This window comes from Pseudonocardia sp. EC080619-01 (assembly GCF_001420995.1).
Taxonomy (GTDB): Bacteria; Actinomycetota; Actinomycetes; order Mycobacteriales; family Pseudonocardiaceae; genus Pseudonocardia.
Map to the genome: position 1 here is coordinate 5,826,947 of NZ_CP012184.1, position 17,111 is coordinate 5,844,057.

Below are 17,111 nucleotides of genomic sequence, written 5' to 3' on the forward strand. Positions count from 1 at the left end.
CATCATGGTGCCGGTGGAGCACACGCACGGGGTCCCGGTCGGCGAGGGCGAGCAGGAGTGGACGGAGGACCGCGCCCGGTTCGTCGTCGCCCAGGGCCGCGACGGGCACGCGGAGGACGGCCTCGCCGCGACCGGCCCGCTGGCCCGCGAGTTCGCCGAGCTGACCCGCGCACTGCTCGTGTCCGGCACCGTCGGCGACGTGCTCGCCCGGGTCGTCGAGTCGGTCCACCGGGTGGTCCCGGGCGCCGACCTCGTGAGCGTCACGCTCCGCGAGGACGACGGTCACTTCCACACCCCGGTCGAGACCGGCCCGGCCGCGTCCGCGATCGACCAGGCCCAGTACCGCAGCGGCCGCGGCCCCTGCGTGGAGTCCGCCCGCGCCGAGGGCCCGGCGCTCGCCGTCGCCGCGGACCTGCGCACCGACGACCGCTGGCCCGAGTTCTCCGCGGCCGCGGTCGAGCACGGCTACCTCTCGGTCCTGGCGACCTCGCTGATCCCGGACATCGCCCCGCCCCGGCTGCCCGGCGCCCTCAACGTCTACGCCGCCCTCCCCGGCGCCTTCACCCCCGCCGACCAGGACCGGATGCTGCTGCTGTCCACGCACGCGTCCCTGGCGCTCGCCACCTGCGCGGCGGTCTCCGCCGCAGGCCTGCAGGAGGCCCAGATGCGGCGTGCGATCGAGTCGCGGGACCTCATCGGGCAGGCCAAGGGCATCCTCATGGCCCGCCGCGGTCTGACCGCCGACGAGGCCTTCGACGTGCTCCGCCGCACCTCCCAGGACCTGAACGTGAAGCTCGTCGAGCTGGCGGGGACCGTGACCGCCCACCCGGACGCGCTCGACGCGGAGTGACCGCGGGACCGCCCGCGAACAGCCGTCGGCGCTGGTCCGGCCGGGGGACGCGCGCTGAGCCGGGCGGCGGTCGCACACCCCGCGTACCCGCATACGCTCACGCCCATGACCGACGCCGTCCCCACCGAGCTGCTCGCCGACCGGCTGCGCCGGGCGGGTGAGCACGCCGCCGACCAGGGCACCGACGTGCTCTTCCTGACCCCCGGCACCGACCTGCGGTACCTGACCGGGTTCGACGGGTCCTCGCACGAGCGACTGACCTGCCTCGTCGTCCCGGCCGCCGGGCACCGTGCGCCGCCCGCGCTCGTCGTCCCCGCGCTGGAGGCGCCCGGCTTCGCCGGTGTGCCGCTCGAGGCGCTGGGCATCGACCTCGTCACCTGGACCGACGGCGAGGACCCCTACCTGCTGGTCAGCGACCTCGCCGGGGGCCCGACCCGGATGTCGGTCGACGACGACATGGCCGCCCGCCACGTCCTCGGCCTGCGCAACGCCTTCCCCGACGTCCCCCAGGTGCTCGCCGGCTCGGTGCTGCGCGAGCTCCGGATGTGCAAGGACACCGGGGAGATCGCGCGGCTGCGCGACGCCGGCGCCGCGATCGACCGGGTGCACGCCCGGATGGGCGAGTGGCTGCGTCCCGGCCGCACCGAGGCCGAGGTGGGCGCCGACGTCACCGCGGCGATCCTCGCCGAGGGACACACCGAGGCCGCGTTCGTCATCGTCGGGTCCGGTCCCAACGGCGCCAGCCCGCACCACGACGTCTCGGACCGGGTGATCGAGCCGGGCGACGTCGTCGTCATCGACATCGGCGGCCCGCTGCCCGGTGGCTACAACTCCGACTGCACCCGCACCTACGCGGTGGGCGGCGAGCCCGCCCCGGAGGTCGCGAGGACCTACGCGGTGCTGCAGGAGGCGCAGGAGCGCGCCGTTGCCGCGGTGAAGCCGGGCGCGACCGCCGCCGACATCGACCGGGCCGCGCGCGAGCACATCGCCGCCGCCGGCCACGGTGAGCACTTCATCCACCGCACCGGGCACGGGATCGGGCTCGACGTGCACGAGGAGCCCTACATCGTCGACGGGAACGACCTGGTCCTGCAGGAGGGCATGGCGTTCTCGATCGAGCCCGGCATCTACCAGGCCGGGCAGTGGGGTGCGCGGATCGAGGACATCGTCGTCGTCACCGCGGGCGGCGCGGAGCGGCTCAACAACAACCCGCGCGACCTCGTCGTCCTCCGGGGGTGATCCCCGGGGTAGTCCCCGGGGTGGTCCCCGGGTGATCCCCGAGCGCGGCCGGCCCCGGAACTGCCACCCTGTGAGGGGTACACGCACCCACATCCGAAGGAGCGTCCGTTGAACATGCCGCAGTCCCGCAGTCTCGTCCGGCCGCGCAACGGCACGGTGATCGCCGGGGTCTGCGCGGGCCTCGCCGACCGGTTCGGCCTGGGCCGCGGCACGGTCCGGCTGCTGTTCGTCCTGTCCTGCCTGCTGCCCGGCCCGCAGTTCGTGATCTACATCATCCTGTGGATCATCATGCCGAAGGCGCAGTACTGACCGACCGGTCCGCCCCCGGCGGTGGACGGGCGTGTGCCGCCCGTCGCCGCCGGGGTGCCTGTGGGCGCTCTCGCACGCCCCGCCGTCGCCTCCGCGGCACCGTGCTGCCATGATGGCCGCGTGATCGACCCGACGACCGCCGCCGCGCGCACCTCCGTGCGCGTCGTCGCGTGCTGCTGTCGTCCGGGTCCGTGCCCGCGACGCTGACGCCCCCCGCCTCCGCGTCCGGCACCGGACCCGTCCCGGTCCCGTCCCGCCCGGCCGTCACCGGCCCCGCACGCGAAGCGATCACACCGTGCCCCTGCACCACCCCGCACCCCTGAACGGTGCGCACACCCCCGACCTCTCCGGCGAGACCGTCGTGGCGCTGCACGCCCACCCCGACGACGAGTCGATCTTCACCGGGCTCACCCTGCGCCGCCTCGCCGACGCCGGCGCCCGGATCGTGCTGGTCATGGCGACCGGCGGCGACCTGGGCGGCTCCCGGCTGCCGCTGGCCGACGGGGAGACCGTCACCGCGCGGCGCCGCCGCGAGCTGGAGGACGCCGCCGCGCTGCTGGGCGTGTCCCGGCTCGTCCTGCTCGGGCACCGCGACTCGGGCCTGCCCGGCGGGCCCGGCACCGCGCACCCGCACGCCCTCGCCGGCGCCGACCCGGTCGTCCTCGGACGCACCGTGGCCGAGCTCGTCGACGCCGAGGGCGCCGGCACCGTCGTGCACGACGACGACGCCGGCATCTACGGCCACCCCGACCACCGCGCCGCGCACGCCGCCGGCGCCGTGGCCGTCGCGCTCACCGGCGCGACCGGCTACCGGATGACCGTGGACCGGGAGCACCTCGCCGTCTCGGCCCGCGACGGGCACCTCGTCCACGGCGCCGCCCGGGCCGCGGGCGTGCCGTTCGGCCGGGTCACCGCCGAGATCGCGGTCGCGGTCGCCGGGACCGCCGCCGAGCTCGCCGTCAAGCGGGACGCGATGCTGGCGCACGCCAGCCAGATCGACCCGGCCGGTGTCCCGGGGGACGGCTTCGCCGCCGCCTACGGCTACGAGTGGTTCCTGCGCGGGGAACGCGACGGTGCCCCCGCCGCACCGGGCGTCCTCGACGCCCTCGGCAACGCCCACCTGCTCGCCGGCGCCCGCTGAGCGGACCCCGGTGATCGATCCGGTCACCGGGGGCTCACGGTCGCGGTCGTACCCTCCTCGGTGTGGCGTCCGTGCGCGTGCCCCCAGCTCCCGGCCCGGTGGCCGGTGACCCCGCAGTGAGCCGCCGCCGGCGGTGGCTCGCCTCCGGTGCCGTCGCCGCCGTCGCGGCCGCCGCCGGGGTGCTGCTCTACCTGTCCTTCCCCCCGCGCGACGGCCTGTGGTGGCTGGCGGTGCCGGCGTTCGCCGTGCTCGGCCTGCTGCTGCGGGACGCCCGCCCCGGCCGCGGGTTCCTGGCCGGGTTCGCGTTCGGGCTCGGGTTCCTGGTCCCGCTGCTCGTCTGGGTCGGCGCCCTGGTGCAGACCCCACCGTGGCTGGCGCTGTCGGCGTTCGAGTCGCTGTTCCTCGGCCTGACCGGCGCGGTGATGGCGCTGGTGTCGCGGGTACCCGGGCGGCTCGGCGTGCTGTGGCCGGTGTGGGCCGCGGCCGTGTGGGTCGGGGGCGAGCTGCTGCGCGGCAGCGTGCCGTTCGGCGGGTTCCCGTGGGGCCGGGTCGGGTTCTCCCAGCCGGAGTCCCCGCTGCTCCCGGTGGCCGCGATCGGCGGTGTGCCGCTGCTGTCGTTCGCCACCGTGCTCGCCGGGCTCGCGCTCACCGAGCTGCTCCGGCGCGCGGTCGCGGGCCGGGTCGCCGGCCTGCCGGCACCCCGTCCCGCCGGTGACGGCCGCGCGGGCGCGCTGCGGGCGGTCGCCGTGCCGGTCGTCCTGCTGCTGCTCGTCGGGGTGGCCGGACCGCTCGCGGCGCTGGTGCCGCCCTCGCCGGGGCCCCCCGCCCGCACCGTCACCGTCGCCGCGATCCAGGGGAACGTCCCCCGGCTCGGCCTGGACTTCAACGCCCAGCGCCGGGCCGTGCTCGACAACCATGCACGCGAGACCGAGAACCTCGCCGCCGAGATCGCCGCCGGCCGGCAGCCGCAGCCGGACCTGGTGATCTGGCCGGAGAACTCCTCCGACATCGACCCGCTGCGCAACCCGGACGCCGCCGCCCGGATCGACGCGGCCGCCCGCGCGGTCCGGGCCCCGATCATGGTCGGGGCCGTGCTGGTCAACCCGGGCCGGACCACGAGCAACGCCGCGCTCGTGTGGGAGGCGGGCACCGGCGTCGTCGACCGGCAGGACAAGCGGCGCATCCAGCCGTTCGGCGAGTACATGCCGTGGCGGTCCTTCTTCCGCCTCTTCTCGTCCTACGTGGACCGGGCGGGCTACTTCGTCCCGGGCGGCGGCGACGGCCTGGTGGACCTGGCCGGGGTCCCCACCGCGGTCGCGATCTGCTGGGAGATCGCCTTCGACGACGCGTTCGGCGACGCCGTCGACGCCGGCGCGCAGCTGCTCGCCGTCCCCAGCAACAACGCGACCTTCGGCTTCTCCGAGATGACCTACCAGCAGATGGCGATGTCCCGGGTCCGCGCCGTGGAGTTCGACCGGCCGGTCGTCGTGGCGACCACCAGCGGGGTGTCCGGGATGATCACACCGCAGGGTGCCGTCACGGCCCGGACGGGCCAGTTCGTCCCCGGAGTCCTGGTCGATCGCATCGAGCTGCGCACGACGACTACGCTGTCCGCACGGCTGCGCTCCGGACCGGAGTGGACGCTGACCGTGATCGGCCTCCTCGCCGCCGGTGCCGCATGCGTGGCGGTGCGGCGGGAACGGGGCGAGGCAGTAGGGTCGGCGGAGCCGTCGGATCGGCGCGCGCGGGCGGGGAAGGACGAGGATGGCTGAACCACCGGGCCCGGTGCTGGTCGTCGTGCCGACCTACGAGGAGCGGGAGAACCTCGGTCCCGCGGTCGCGCGGCTGCACGCGGCGGTCCCGGCGGCCGACGTCCTCGTCGTCGACGACGCCAGCCCGGACGGCACCGGTGAGCTGGCCGACGAGCTCGCCTCGGCCGACGAGCGGGTGCGTGTCCTGCACCGGGCCGGCAAGGACGGCCTCGGTGCCGCCTACCTCGACGGGTTCCGGCACGCCCTGACCGGCGAGCACCAGGTCGTCGTGGAGATGGACGCCGACGGCTCGCACGCCCCCGAGGACCTGCCCGCCCTGCTGGCCGCGCTGGGCGACGCCGACGTCGTCCTCGGCTCCCGGTACGTGACCGGTGGCCGCGTCGTGAACTGGCCGTGGCACCGCGCGGCGCTGTCCCGCGGCGGTAACCTCTACTCGCGGCTCGCCCTCGGCGTCCCGATCCGCGACATCACCGGCGGCTACCGCGTCTACCGGCGCTCCGTTCTGGAGCAGCTGCACCTCGACTCGGTGGCGTCCCAGGGCTACTGCTTCCAGGTCGACATGGCCTGGCGCGCCGTCCGGGCCGGCTTCCGCGTCCAGGAGGTGCCGATCACGTTCACCGAGCGGCAGCGCGGCGCGTCGAAGATGAACGGCGCGATCGTCGCCGAGGCGCTCTGGCGGGTGACCTGCTGGGGTCTGTCGCACCGCCTGGGCCGCGACCTCCCGCAGGAACCGGCCGGCCCGGTCGCCGAGGGCGCCCGCTCCTGAGCGGACGCCCCCGGGGCACCGGGGCTCACGACCGCGCGGGGAGCTCCGCCAGCTCGGGGACCAGGTCGTCGAGGCCGAGGGTGCCCTGCGCCAGCGCGGCGGCGTGCCAGGCGGCCAGGTCGAAGGTCTCGCCACGGGCCCGGTGCGCCTCGCGGGCACGCTCGCGGCCGGTCAGCCAGGCACGCTCGCCCAGCTTGTAGCCGATCGCCTGGCCCGGCCCGCCCAGGTAGCGCAGCAGCTCAGAGTCGGCCAGCGCGTCGCCGCCGCCGACGTGCATCCCGAAGAACTCCCGTCCCAGCTCCGGGGTCCAGGTCAGGCCCGCGCCGACCGGGGAGTCGTCCGGGACCGGCAGCGACAGGTGCATCCCGAGGTCGATCACCACGCGGACCGCGCGCAGCATCTGGCCGTTGAGGTAGCCGAGCCGTGAGCCCGGGTCGGTGTGGTGGCCCAGCTCGTCCATCAGCAGCTCGGCGTAGAGCGCCCACCCCTCGACGTCCGCGCTGACCGCGCCCACCAGCGACGTCTGGAACGTCGACAGCTCGGAGGACCGCAGCGCCCAGGACGCCAGCTGGAGGTGGTGCCCCGGGACGCCCTCGTGGTACCAGGTGCTGATCAGGTCCCACATCGGGTAGCGGTCGTCGGGCGTGGCGGGGAGCCAGGTCCGGCCCGGCCGGGAGAAGTCCAGCGACGGCGGCGTGTAGTACGGCGCCGCGGCGCTGCCCGCCGGTGCGAGGCGGGACTCGACGTCGCGGATCCGGCCCGACAGGTCGAAGTGCGTGCCGTCGAGCTCCGCGATCGTGTCGTCCATGATCTTCTGCAGGTGTGCCCGGGCGGCCTCGCCACCCTCGACGACGCCGCTGGCGCCGCCGTCGGAGTCGAGGAAGGCCATCGCCTCGCGGGTGGTGCCGCCCGGGACGATCCGGTCCGCCTCGGCGGCCATCTCGTCGCGCAGCCTGCGGAACTCCGACCAGCCCCAGGCGTACACCTCGCCGGGGTCGATGTCGGCGCCGTTCCAGAAGCGGGACGCGATCCGGTACCGGTCGGCGCCGACGCCGTCCGGGGTGCCCTCCGCCGCGGGCAGGTACTCCTCCCGCAGCCAGTCCCGCAGGCCGGCGAGCGCCTCCGACGCCTGCGCCGCGCCCCGGTCCAGGTCGGCGCGCACCCCCGGGCCGACCTCGGCCTGCCCGGCGAACCCCGCGAACCAGCCCCGCCCGCCGGCGTCGGCGTTCCAGGACTCGATCTGCTCCGCGACCCGGGCGACCTGCCGGGGCGCCGCCAGCAGTCCCTGACGGCGGCCCTCGGCCAGCGAGGCCCGGTACTGCTCCATCGCGGCGGGCACCGCCGCCATGCGGGCGGCGACGGTGGCCCAGCCGGCCTCGTCGTCGACGGGCATGAGCGTGAAGGCGGTCCGGATCGTGGCGAGCGGCCCGAACAGCTCCTGGACCGCGCGCAGCGGCTCGCCGGACGCGGCGTGGTCGATCTGGGCGCCGAGCCGCTCGGTCAGCAGCCGGGCGCAGCGCCGCTCGTCGGGATCGGCCGGGTCGGGGAGCGCGGCGAGCCGGTCCAGGGTGTCCCGGCAGGCGGCGACGACGGCGGCGGTCCCGTCGGGGGAGAGGTCGGGCAGCTCGTCCTGCCGCTCGGTGTACCCCAGGTCCCCGGCGAGGATCGGGTCGAGGCGGGCGAGGCGGCGGACGTGGTCGTCGGCCAGGTCCCGGACGGCCCGGTCGGCTCCGCCGGGGCGGGAGGCGCTGCTGCTGTGATCGCTCATCGCCGCCATCATGCCCCGGACACGACGGAGCCCGGACCCGCGCGGGGGTCCGGGCTCCGTACGACTGTGCTCCGAGCTCAGGCGATCTCGGCGCGCCGCTCGTGCAGAAGCTCCAGCCGCTCGTTGAGCAGCTCCTCCAGCTCGGCGATGGAACGCCGCTCGAGAAGCATGTCCCAGTGGGTACGCGGGGGCTTCTGCTTCTTCTGCTCGGGCTCGACACCGTCGACCCGGCGCCCGACGCCGCCCTGGGGCGACTCCCAGGTCGCCGGAGCCTCGGCGTCGTTCGCGAACGGCACCTCGAACTCGTGACCGGACTCGGACACATACCGGACCATCTGCCGCGGCGCCAGGTCGTGGTTGCGGTCGGTCTCGTAGCTGACAGCCCCGAGCCGGCTGCCACGCAGAACGCGGTCGGCCATGCGTCGTCACCCTCCTTGCGATCTGTCGAGGCGGCGGCACCTCGACGGTTACGTCGCCGCCACCGGGTGTAACGTTCGTGGCGCTACGCTATTCCGGCGGCGGGGCAGGCGGATCACCCCGGTTCTTACCCGGGGGTAACCCTCTCTGCGCCCGATGGGCCAGTGTTCCCTACCGGAGCCCGTTACACACGCTGATGTGACGTGTCAGCCATGTGTGATGGCACTCACACCAGGGTCGACGAGTGTTCACGTGCCCGATCGTGCCTGTGCACGGGCCGGGGAGCGGACCGGCAGCAGCGCGAGGAACCCGGCCAGGAGCACGACGACGATGCCGATCGTGCCGGCCCGGTCGGAGCCGAACAGGTAGGTGAACAGACCGATCAGCGCCGGGGCGAGGAACGAGACGGCCCGCCCGGTGGTCGCGTAGAGCCCGAACAGCTGCCCCTCCCGGCCCTCCGGGCACATCCGCAGCAGGTACGACCGGGACGACGCCTGGGCCGGTCCGACGAACACCCCCAGCACCAGCCCGAAGATCCAGAACATGGTCGGGCCGGACACGAACAGCAGCACGACGCCGACCACGGTGAGACCCGCGAGCGAGCCCGCGACGACCGCCTTCGGACCGAACCGGTCGTCGAGCCGGCCACCGGCGAGCGCGCCGAGCGCGGCCACCACGTTGATCGCGACACCGAAGATCAGCACCTGGCCCGGGTCGAGCCCGTACACGGTCACGGCGAGCACCCCGCCGAAGGCGAAGATCGCGTTGAGCCCGTCGCGGTAGAGCGCGCTGGCGCCCAGGAAGTACACGGTGTGCGGGCTCGACCGGTAGAGGGCGACCAGGTCGGTGACGAGCCGGCGGTAGGAGCCCACCACGCCCAGCCGTGGTGACCCGGGCGACGCGGGCCGCGTCTCGGGGAGCAGCAGGAACATCGGGACCGCGAAGACCGCGAACCAGACCGCGGCGACCACTACCGAGATCCGGACGTCGAACCCGCCGTCGGTGGGCACGCCGAGCAGGCCGCCGTCGCCGGACAGGAAGCACACGTAGACCAGGAGCAGCAGGACGATCCCGCCGACGTAGCCGAGCGCCCAGCCGAACCCCGACACCCGCCCGACCGTCGCCGGGGTCGAGACCTGGGCCATCAGCGCGTAGTACGAGACGTACGCCAGCTCCGCGAAGATCGACGCCAGGCCGAGCAGCAGCAGGCCCAGCCACAGGTACGACCAGTCGTCGCGGACGGCGAACATCGCGGCCATCGACAGCACGACGAGCGCCGTCCAGATCCCGGTGGACCGCAGCCGGTGCCCGGCGCGGTCGGCGCTCTGCCCGATCACCGGCGCCATCAGCGCGATGAGGACGCCGGCTGCGGCGGTGGACCAGGCGAGCCAGCTGTTCGCGGAGACCGGGCCCGGCAGGCCGGCACCGACGGCGTCGGTCAGGTAGACCGAGAACACGAAGGTCAGGGCGATGTGCTGGAAGCCCGACGAGCCCCAGTCCCAGAGCCCCCAGGCCCACACGCGGGATCGGCGGGGCCCGGTCTCGGGCAGTACTGCTGCGGTCACCGGGCGAGGGTATCGGCGGACACCGGGGCCGGCCTCCGTGCGATCACGCAGACCCGGCGCGCTCGCCGAGCACCTGCAGCAGCAGGTCCGGGCGGTCGGACAGCAGCCCGTCGACACCGAGGTCGAGCAGCCGGTGCATCTCCGCCGGCTCGTCGACCGTCCACACGTGCACCTCGTGGCCGCTGCGGTGGGCCGCCGCGACGAACCGGCGGTCGGACGCGACCGGGATCGGCCCGAAGTGGGTCGGCACCTGCGCGAACTCTCCGCCGATCCCCGGGAGCAGCAGGCCCGGGACACCCCAGGCGCGGGCGCGCAGCCCGGTCACCGCCCGCTGCCCCATCGAGGTGCAGAGCCTCGGGCCGGCCTGCGACCGGGCGCGTGCGAGGCGGCGGTCGTCGAACGAGCCGAGGCAGACCCGGTCCCAGGCGTCCGCCGCGTCGAGCACCGCCAGCGCGGGGCCGACGACGTGGTCGGACTTCAGCTCGATCGTGATCCGCACGCCGGGCAGCGCGGCGAGGACGTCGGCGAGCCGCGGGAGCGGCTCCCGGTCCCGCACCCGGACCGTGTCCAGCTCCGCGGCGGGCAGTGCGTCGATCCGCCCGGTCGTGCCGGTGGTGCGGTCCAGGGTCGGGTCGTGGTGCACGAACGGCACGCCGTCGGCGCTGGCGTGGACGTCCATCTCGACGTAGCGCAGTCCGTGGTCGGCGGCCGCGACGAACGCGGCGACCGTGTTCTCGCAGCCGTCGAGCTCGCCGAGGTGCCAGCCCCGGTGGGCGTAGGCGCGCGGGTACGGACCGTCCAGGTACGGGTGCGGCACGGCGGTCAGCCTGGCACCTCGAAGATCGCCCCACCACGGGGGAGCCGGAAACCCTCGGTGTCCAGCAGGGGACGCATCAGGTCACCGTGGGTGTCCAGCCGGCCGGGCAGGTCGTCGCAGGTGAACACCAGGTCCCCGGCCTCGCGGCAGGCGTCCACCTCGTCCCAGGTGACGGGGGTGGCCACGGTCGGCCGCTCGCGCCCGCGCAGCGAGTACGAGGCGATCGTCGTCTTGGCCGTGTTGTTCTGGCTCCAGTCGACGAACACCTTTCCCCGGCGACGGGCGCGGGTCATCACCGCGATCGTCTCCCGCGGGTGCTCGGCGGCGAGCCGCTCGGCGACCTCCCGGGCGAACTCGGAGGTGCGCTCGGGCTCTGTGACCCGCACCGGCAGGTAGAGCTGCATGCCCTTGCCGCCGGACGTCGACGGGTACACCGGCAGCCCGTGCTCGTCGAGCAGCGCGCGCAGCCGCAGTGCGATCCGGCAGCAGTCGACGACGGTCGTCCCCTCACCGGGATCGAGGTCGAACACGACACGGTCCGGTGGGTGCCTGCCGTCGCGCGGGCCGAGCCGCCACTGCGGGACGTGCAGCTCCAGCGCCGCGAGGTTCGCCGCCCAGGCCAGCCCCTCGGCGTCGGTGATCACCGCGAAGTCGGCCGACTCGGACCGGCCGCCGGGCGTGCCGACCCGTGCCGTGCGCAGCCACGACGGCGCGTGCCGGGACACGTTCTTCTCGAAGAACGACGACGACTCCACCCCGTCCGGCCAGCGCTTCAGCGTGGCGGGGCGGCTCTCCAGGTGCGGCAGCATCGCCTCGGCGACGGCGAGGTAGTGCCCGAGGACCTCGGCCTTCGTCGTGCCGGTGGCCGGGTACAGCACCTTGTCCGGGTTGGTCAGCGACGCGCGGCCGTAGCCGTCGCGGTGCGCCGCCCCGCTGCTCCTGCGCGTGGTGTCCCGTCTCCCGGTCACCGGCACCTCCCGCCAGTCGTCGCTCGGCCCCTCGGGGTAGGGCGACCCCTCCCGGACGGCGACGACGCCCGGCAGGCCCTGCTGCCGGACGGCGTCGAGCAGCCGCGCGCCCGCGTTCGGGTACAGCGGGACGGGCCTGCGGTGCGGCCCGTCGAGGGGGAGCGCCTCCAGCAGCGCCCGGCGCTCGTCGAGGGGCAGCGCACGGACGTCGCGGCCGCCGGTGTGCAGGACGTCGGCGATCCACAGCTCGCCGCGGCCGGTCAGCTCGGCGTCGAGCAGGTGCCCGCCCGCGCCGAGCTCCGGGCCGAGGTCCCGGAGCGCCGCGGGTGTGTCGACCGGGTCGCCGGGGGAGCCGTCGTCGCCGATCGGGCGCAGGGTGAGCCGGCCGCCGTCGCTGCGGACCAGCATCCGGCGGCCGCCGAAGACGGGGCGGACGCGCCAGCCGTCCCCGGCAGGCAGCCGGCGGGCCGCCGTCGGGACCGCGGCGACGGGGTCGTGGGGGAGCGGCGCCCCGGAAGGCGCGGAACCGGCGGGCTGGTCGCGGGTGCGGCGCAGGAGCCACCGGTCCGCCCGGCCGGCCCCCTGCCCGCCGTCCCGGTGCAGCAGGACGAACCGGCCGCGGGCGCGTTCGCCGTGCAGCACGACGGCGACCTCGTTGTCGTTCCACTTCTCGGTGTCGTAACGCCCGGAGTCCCAGACCGTCATGTGCCCGCCGCCGTACTCGCCGCGCGGGATGTCCCCGTGGAAGTCGAGGTACTCCAGCGGGTGGTCCTCGGTGCGCACGGCCATCCGGACGGTCTCGCTGTCCTCGGGCAGGCCCTTCGGCACCGCCCAGGACGCGAGCACCCCGCCGCGCTCCAGCCGGAGGTCCCAGTGCAGCGCGGTGGCGTGGTGCTCCTGGATGACGAACCGGTCGTCGCCACCGGACTCCGGGTCGCCGTCGGGCACCGGCTCCGGGGTGCGCCGCGGGTCGCGCCTGCGGCGGTACTCGTCGAGCGGCACACGGGGAGCCTAGCGATCGCGGGGCCCACGGACCTGCCGTGCGACGCGATGACGGTGCCGGCGGGTGTCCACCGCGCGGGGAGCGCGCATCGAAGATACGTTCGATCCCATGACGAACGACCACACGACCGACGACACCGAACCGGGCACCGCCGAGAAGGACCCGGGCGACTGGACGACCGGCGACGAGCCGATGACGGGGCCGCAGCGCTCGTACCTGGAGACGCTGCTGCAGGAGGCCGGCCACGGGACCGCCGAGCTCGACGGGCTCAGCAAGGCCGCGGCGTCCCGCCGGATCGACGAGCTGCAGGAGGCCACCGGCCGCGGGCAGTGAGGGGCCGCGCTACTCGTCCCAGACGATGCCGACCGAGTCCAGGCGGGGCCGGTCGAACCCCCAGAGGAACTCCAGCGTCCCGCCGGTGTCGTTGTGGATGCCGTGCGGGGCGTGGGCGGGGATCCAGAGGGCCGAGCCGGGCTCGCCCCGGACGGTCTCGTCGCCGACGGTGAACCGCGCGGCCCCCGCGATGACGTAGTACCACTCGTCGGCGTGCGGGTGGTGGTGGAGCAGGTGCCGCTCACCGGGGCCGAGCCAGGCCAGGCCGACCATCAGCCGTTCGGAACCGACCAGCTGTTCGGACACCAGCTCGACGAGCCTGCCCCGGTCGCGCGGGTCACCGCCGGCGGCGACCCAGGTGCTGTCGGAGGGGTCGCCCTGGTCGACGACCGGCTCCTCGGCGGCCCGGACGTGGAACCGGCTCCGGTGGTGGGTGGTCACAGGTCGATCCGCAACGCCGGGCAGCCCTGTTCGGCGCGCGAGACGCAGATCATCATGCAGTCCTGGGCGGCGCGTTCGTCGTCGTCGAGCACGGAGTCCCGGTGCTCGGCGCGGCCGCCGAGCAGCCCGGCCTCGCACGTTCCGCAGGTCCCCTCCCGGCAGGACCAGTCGGCACGGATCCCGGCCTCCTCCGCGACGTCGAGGACGCTGCGGTCCGGCCCCACGACGGCGGTGACCCCGCTGGCGACGAACTCGACCTCGAAGGTCCCGTCCCGGCCGGCGGGTGTGGACGTCCTCGGGGCGAAGCGTTCGACGTGCAGGCTCCCGGCCGGCCACGCCGCCGTCCGTGCGGCGACGGCGTCGAGCAGTGCCTCCGGGCCGCAGGCGTAGACGAGGGTGCCGTGCGGGGCGCCGTCGAGCGGGGTCGCGAGGTCGGGCAGGCCGACCTCGTCCTGCGGGGCGATCACGACCCGGTCGCCGTAGCGGGCCAGCTCGTCGGCGAAGGCCATCGAGGACCGGCTGCGCCCGCCGTAGAGCAGCGACCACCCGGCTCCGGCCCGCTGGGCCCGGTCGATCATCGGCAGCAGCGGGGTGATCCCGATGCCCCCGGCGACGAAGACGTAGTGCGCCGCCGCCACCAGCTCGAAGTGGTTGCGGGGGTCCCCGACGTCGACGATGTCGCCGCCGTGGAGCTTGTCGAACACGTGCCGGGACCCACCGCGGCCGTCGGGCTCGCGCCGTACCCCGATGCGCCAGCGGGTCCGGTCGGCGGGATCGGAGCACAGTGAGTACTGGCGCACGAGCCCGTCGGCGAGGCGGAGGTCGACGTGCGCACCCGGTGTCCAGGGCGGGAGCTCACCGCCTCGGGCGCGGACCAGCGTCAGGGACACGACGCCGTCGGCCTCGTCCCGGCGGTCCTCCACCATCAGGTCCATCGTGGCCTCCTCATCCGCTCGTGCGGGCGACGACGGTCTTGGTGCTCAGGTAGCTCTCCAGCGCGACCAGCCCGCGTTCGCGGCCGGTGCCGCTGAGCTTGGTGCCGCCGAAGGGGACGGCGGTGCCGCCCCCGAAGTACTCGTTGATCATCACGTAACCGGCGTCGACGCGGCCGGCCACGCGCAGTGCCCGGTCGATGTCACGGGTGTGGATGCCCACGCCCAGGCCGTAGTCGGTGCCGTCGGCGAGGCGCACCGCGTGGTCCTCGTCGTCGAAGGCCAGGACGGCCAGTACGGGCCCGAAGATCTCCTCCTGCACGATCCGGGCGTCCGGTGCGAGGCCGGTGAACACGGCGGGGGCGAGGTAGTGGCCGTCCGGCGGGACCGGTCGTGGCCGGCCGACGAGGCGTCCCTCGGCGTGCCCGAGCGCGACGTAGCCGGCCACGCGACGGTGGTGCCGGGCCGAGACCAGCGGCCCGAGGTCGGGGTCGTCGGCCCCCGGTCCGATGGTGAGCGCCGCGGCACGGGCGGCGACCCGTTCGACGAGGTCGTCGTGCACGGAGCGTTCGACCAGCAGCCGGGACCCGGCGTCGCAGTACTGGCCGCTGTTGGCGGTGAAACCGGCGACGACCTGGTCGGCCACGTCGTCGAGGTCGGTGTCGGCGAACACGATCTGTGGCGACTTCCCGCCCAGCTCCGTCACCACCGGGGTGATGTGCTCGGCCGCGGCCCGCAGCACCGCCCGGCCGGTGGCGACCGACCCGGTGAAGGTGAGCGACCCGATCCCCGGGTGGCCGGCCAGAGCCCGCCCGGCCTCGGTGCCCAGGCCGGTGACGACGTTGCAGGTCCCGGGCGGGTAGCCGGCGGCGGTGACGAGCTCGGCGAGGCGCAACGCGGTCAGCGGGGTCTGCTCGGCGGGTTTGACGACAGCGGTGTTGCCGGCCGCGAGGGCCGGGGCGAGGCTGCGGCACAGCATCGACAGCGGGGCGTTCCACGGGACGACGTGGGCGCTCACCCCGACCGGCTCGCGGACGGTGAAGGCCAGCGACCCGGGCCCGAGCGGGATGGTCTCGCCGTGGAGCTTGTCCGCGGCGCCGGCGTAGTAGTGCAGGTAGTCGACGCAGCCCGCGACCTCGGAGCGCGACAGCGAGATCGGCTTGCCGGTGTCGAGGGTCTCGAGGCGCGCGAACTCCTCGCGGCGGTCCCCGAGTGCCGTGGCGAGCGCCCGCAGGGCCCGGCCGCGGTCGGCCGGGGTGGTCCCGCGGATCGTGCGCGCGCAGGCCCGGGCGGCACGGACGGCGTCGTCGACGTCGGCGGCACCGCCACGCGCGACGTGCGCGACGGTCGCGCCGGTCGAGGGGTCCTCCACGGCGAGCGTGCGCCCGTCGCGGGCCGCGACCCAGGCACCGTCGACGTGGTGGGCGGGGTGGACGTCGAGCGCGGCGGTCATGCCGGGTCCCCGAACATGGGCGTCATGACCTCGTCGTCGCCGCCGGGGACCCGGTCGATGCCGACCATCCTGTCGACGACCATGTTCTGGAAGCGGTGCAGCGGCTCCTCGAAGCGGAAGCACATCCGCCCGCCGCGGTAGGCGGGGTCCGCCATACCCTCCTGGACCCGTTCGACGATCTCGACGTCCTGGCGGTTCACCAGGTCCCAGAACTTCTCGAGCTGGTCGAGGCCCTCCTGCAGGCCGGGGGAGCCGGTCGACTCGGGGTGGGTGAGCAGGACCGCGGTCTCGATCGTGCGGTCGGCGGCGACGGGCCGGTTGAGCAGCACGAACGCGTGGTTCGGCAGCACGACCAGCGCGCAGCTGGGGAACAGCCAGACGAACCGGCCGGCCTCGCGGTCCTGGGGGCCGAGCGTGCTCAGCGGGGCCGGCCCGTCCCAGCCGCCGGCCTCGGTGTTGCGCGACACCGGCGTGGTGCACATCCCGGTGTAGCGGCCGGGCCCCTGCCAGCGGTAGTGGTCGGAGACCTGCGAGACCTGGTTGAGCTCCGGGTGCACCCAGGGCAGGTGGTAGTACTCCATGAAGTTCTCCCCGACGAGCTTGTAGTTCGCGGCGACGTCGTAGGAGGACCGGCGCTGCGGCGTCCAGTCCTGCAGCCGGTGGTCGGCGAATCGCCGGGGGAGGTCTCCGAGGTGGTCGCGCAGCGGTGCGGGGTCGGGGGCGAGGTTGACGAACAGGAGGAAGCCCCAGGCCTCGACCGCGACGGGGAGCAGGCCGTAGTCGGCGCGGTCGAATCCCTTCGCGCCCGAGGTGTCGAAGACGGCCTCCTGGCCCGGGGGCACGTCGGAGCCCTCGAACAGCGGCGTGCCCAGGCACGTGCCGTCGGTGTCGTAGGTCCAGTTGTGGTACGGGCACCGGATCCGGCCGCGCCTGCCGACCTCGCGGGCACCGGCGTCGAGCAGCTTCGTGGCCCGGTGTCGGCACACGTTGTGGAAGCCGCGCAGCTCGCCGTGCCGGTTGCGCGTGACGACGACCGAGCGTCCCGCCACGTCGACGACGACGCAGGCGCCCGCCGTCTCCACGTCGGCGACGAAGCCGACGGCGACCCAGCCGGAGGCGAACACCTTCTCCTGCTCGAGCGCGAAGAACGCCGGCGAGGTGTAGGCGTCGGGCAGCAGGGTCGAGGCCAGCTCCACCGGGAGGCGCGTGTGGCGGTAGGTGGACTCCTCGGTGAACAGCGCGGGATCGACGGGCCGGGCCGGCAGCGCGTCGCCCGGGGCGGTGGCCGGGGCCGTCGTCGCCGTGACGTCGAGTGTCATCGTGTGTCTCCCTTCGGG

General features: G+C 75.0%; 16 protein-coding genes. 7 read left to right on the forward strand and 9 right to left on the reverse strand.

The window, feature by feature from the left end; genetic code table 11:
* Positions 1–4 precede the first annotated feature (4 nt).
* The 6 genes from AD017_RS26770 (at position 5) to AD017_RS26795 (ending at position 6,077) form a co-directional block, all read left to right on the forward strand.
* Positions 5–850, forward strand: a complete 846-nt coding sequence (locus tag AD017_RS26770; RefSeq protein ID WP_060576635.1) for a GAF and ANTAR domain-containing protein — start codon at positions 5–7, stop codon at positions 848–850.
* Between the two features lie 105 nt (positions 851–955).
* Positions 956–2,089 (forward strand): Xaa-Pro peptidase family protein, encoded by a 1,134-nt coding sequence (locus tag AD017_RS26775; RefSeq protein ID WP_060575951.1) that lies wholly within the window; start codon positions 956–958, stop codon positions 2,087–2,089.
* Between the two features lie 114 nt (positions 2,090–2,203).
* Positions 2,204–2,398, forward strand: a complete 195-nt coding sequence (locus tag AD017_RS26780) for a PspC domain-containing protein (RefSeq protein WP_010228285.1) — start codon at positions 2,204–2,206, stop codon at positions 2,396–2,398.
* Between the two features lie 295 nt (positions 2,399–2,693).
* On the forward strand, positions 2,694–3,539 hold the full coding sequence (locus tag AD017_RS26785) for a PIG-L deacetylase family protein (RefSeq protein WP_060575952.1): 846 nt from the start codon (positions 2,694–2,696) through the stop codon (positions 3,537–3,539).
* Between the two features lie 62 nt (positions 3,540–3,601).
* Entirely contained in the window at positions 3,602–5,311 is a 1,710-nt protein-coding gene (gene lnt / locus AD017_RS26790) for an apolipoprotein N-acyltransferase (protein WP_227012600.1), read from the forward strand.
* Positions 5,304–6,077, forward strand: a complete 774-nt coding sequence (locus AD017_RS26795; RefSeq protein WP_033200745.1) for a polyprenol monophosphomannose synthase — start codon at positions 5,304–5,306, stop codon at positions 6,075–6,077. Before lnt ends, AD017_RS26795 begins: the two co-directional genes overlap by 8 nt.
* A gap of 25 nt (positions 6,078–6,102) precedes the next feature.
* On the opposite strand, the gene AD017_RS26800 is transcribed toward AD017_RS26795, so the two are convergent.
* From AD017_RS26800 to ligD, 5 genes are all read right to left on the reverse strand, one after another.
* Positions 6,103–7,845 carry a DUF885 domain-containing protein gene (locus AD017_RS26800; RefSeq protein WP_060576636.1) on the reverse strand — a complete coding sequence of 581 codons (1,743 nt, stop codon included), beginning with the start codon at positions 7,843–7,845 and terminating at the stop codon, positions 6,103–6,105.
* 77 nt (positions 7,846–7,922) lie between these two features.
* Positions 7,923–8,264: an RNA polymerase-binding protein RbpA gene (locus AD017_RS26805; protein ID WP_060575954.1), complete on the reverse strand. Its 342-nt coding sequence runs from the start codon at positions 8,262–8,264 to the stop codon at positions 7,923–7,925.
* Between the two features lie 246 nt (positions 8,265–8,510).
* Complete coding sequence (locus tag AD017_RS26810; protein ID WP_060575955.1) at positions 8,511–9,827, reverse strand: MFS transporter; 1,317 nt, start codon at positions 9,825–9,827, stop codon at positions 8,511–8,513.
* A gap of 43 nt (positions 9,828–9,870) precedes the next feature.
* Positions 9,871–10,644: a glycerophosphodiester phosphodiesterase family protein gene (locus AD017_RS26815; RefSeq protein ID WP_060575956.1), complete on the reverse strand. Its 774-nt coding sequence runs from the start codon at positions 10,642–10,644 to the stop codon at positions 9,871–9,873.
* Between the two features lie 5 nt (positions 10,645–10,649).
* Positions 10,650–12,614: a non-homologous end-joining DNA ligase gene (ligD, locus tag AD017_RS37535; RefSeq protein ID WP_349675481.1), complete on the reverse strand. Its 1,965-nt coding sequence runs from the start codon at positions 12,612–12,614 to the stop codon at positions 10,650–10,652.
* A 109-nt stretch (positions 12,615–12,723) separates the two neighbouring features.
* Here ligD and AD017_RS26825 point away from each other — a divergent pair, with 109 nt between their 5' ends.
* On the forward strand, positions 12,724–12,948 hold the full coding sequence (locus AD017_RS26825) for a DUF3072 domain-containing protein (protein WP_010231609.1): 225 nt from the start codon (positions 12,724–12,726) through the stop codon (positions 12,946–12,948).
* 9 nt (positions 12,949–12,957) lie between these two features.
* Here AD017_RS26825 and AD017_RS26830 read toward each other — a convergent pair whose 3' ends face one another.
* From AD017_RS26830 to AD017_RS26845, 4 genes are read right to left on the reverse strand one after another with little or no spacing between them, the layout of a single operon-like run.
* Entirely contained in the window at positions 12,958–13,389 is a 432-nt protein-coding gene (locus AD017_RS26830; RefSeq protein ID WP_060575957.1) for a cupin domain-containing protein, read from the reverse strand.
* Entirely contained in the window at positions 13,386–14,324 is a 939-nt protein-coding gene (locus AD017_RS26835) for a PDR/VanB family oxidoreductase (RefSeq protein WP_060575958.1), read from the reverse strand. The genes AD017_RS26830 and AD017_RS26835 overlap by 4 nt, the downstream gene beginning before the upstream one ends.
* Positions 14,325–14,334: 10 nt before the next feature.
* Complete coding sequence (locus tag AD017_RS26840) at positions 14,335–15,774, reverse strand: aldehyde dehydrogenase family protein (RefSeq protein ID WP_060575959.1); 1,440 nt, start codon at positions 15,772–15,774, stop codon at positions 14,335–14,337.
* Positions 15,771–17,093 carry an aromatic ring-hydroxylating dioxygenase subunit alpha gene (locus AD017_RS26845; protein WP_060575960.1) on the reverse strand — a complete coding sequence of 441 codons (1,323 nt, stop codon included), beginning with the start codon at positions 17,091–17,093 and terminating at the stop codon, positions 15,771–15,773. The genes AD017_RS26840 and AD017_RS26845 overlap by 4 nt, the downstream gene beginning before the upstream one ends.
* Positions 17,094–17,111: the final 18 nt, after the last annotated feature.

Coding starts and splice junctions, on each gene's coding strand:
- AD017_RS26770 (WP_060576635.1), top strand. CDS start 5: ATGGTGCCGGTGGAGCACACGCACGGGGTCCCGGTCGGCGAGGGCGAG.
- AD017_RS26780 (WP_010228285.1), top strand. CDS start 2,204: ATGCCGCAGTCCCGCAGTCTCGTCCGGCCGCGCAACGGCACGGTGATC.
- AD017_RS26835 (WP_060575958.1), bottom strand. CDS start 14,324: ATGGACCTGATGGTGGAGGACCGCCGGGACGAGGCCGACGGCGTCGTG.
- AD017_RS26775 (WP_060575951.1), top strand. CDS start 956: ATGACCGACGCCGTCCCCACCGAGCTGCTCGCCGACCGGCTGCGCCGG.
- AD017_RS26795 (WP_033200745.1), top strand. CDS start 5,304: ATGGCTGAACCACCGGGCCCGGTGCTGGTCGTCGTGCCGACCTACGAG.
- AD017_RS26825 (WP_010231609.1), top strand. CDS start 12,724: ATGACGAACGACCACACGACCGACGACACCGAACCGGGCACCGCCGAG.
- AD017_RS26840 (WP_060575959.1), bottom strand. CDS start 15,774: ATGACCGCCGCGCTCGACGTCCACCCCGCCCACCACGTCGACGGTGCC.
- AD017_RS26845 (WP_060575960.1), bottom strand. CDS start 17,093: ATGACACTCGACGTCACGGCGACGACGGCCCCGGCCACCGCCCCGGGC.
- AD017_RS26805 (WP_060575954.1), bottom strand. CDS start 8,264: ATGGCCGACCGCGTTCTGCGTGGCAGCCGGCTCGGGGCTGTCAGCTAC.
- AD017_RS26800 (WP_060576636.1), bottom strand. CDS start 7,845: ATGAGCGATCACAGCAGCAGCGCCTCCCGCCCCGGCGGAGCCGACCGG.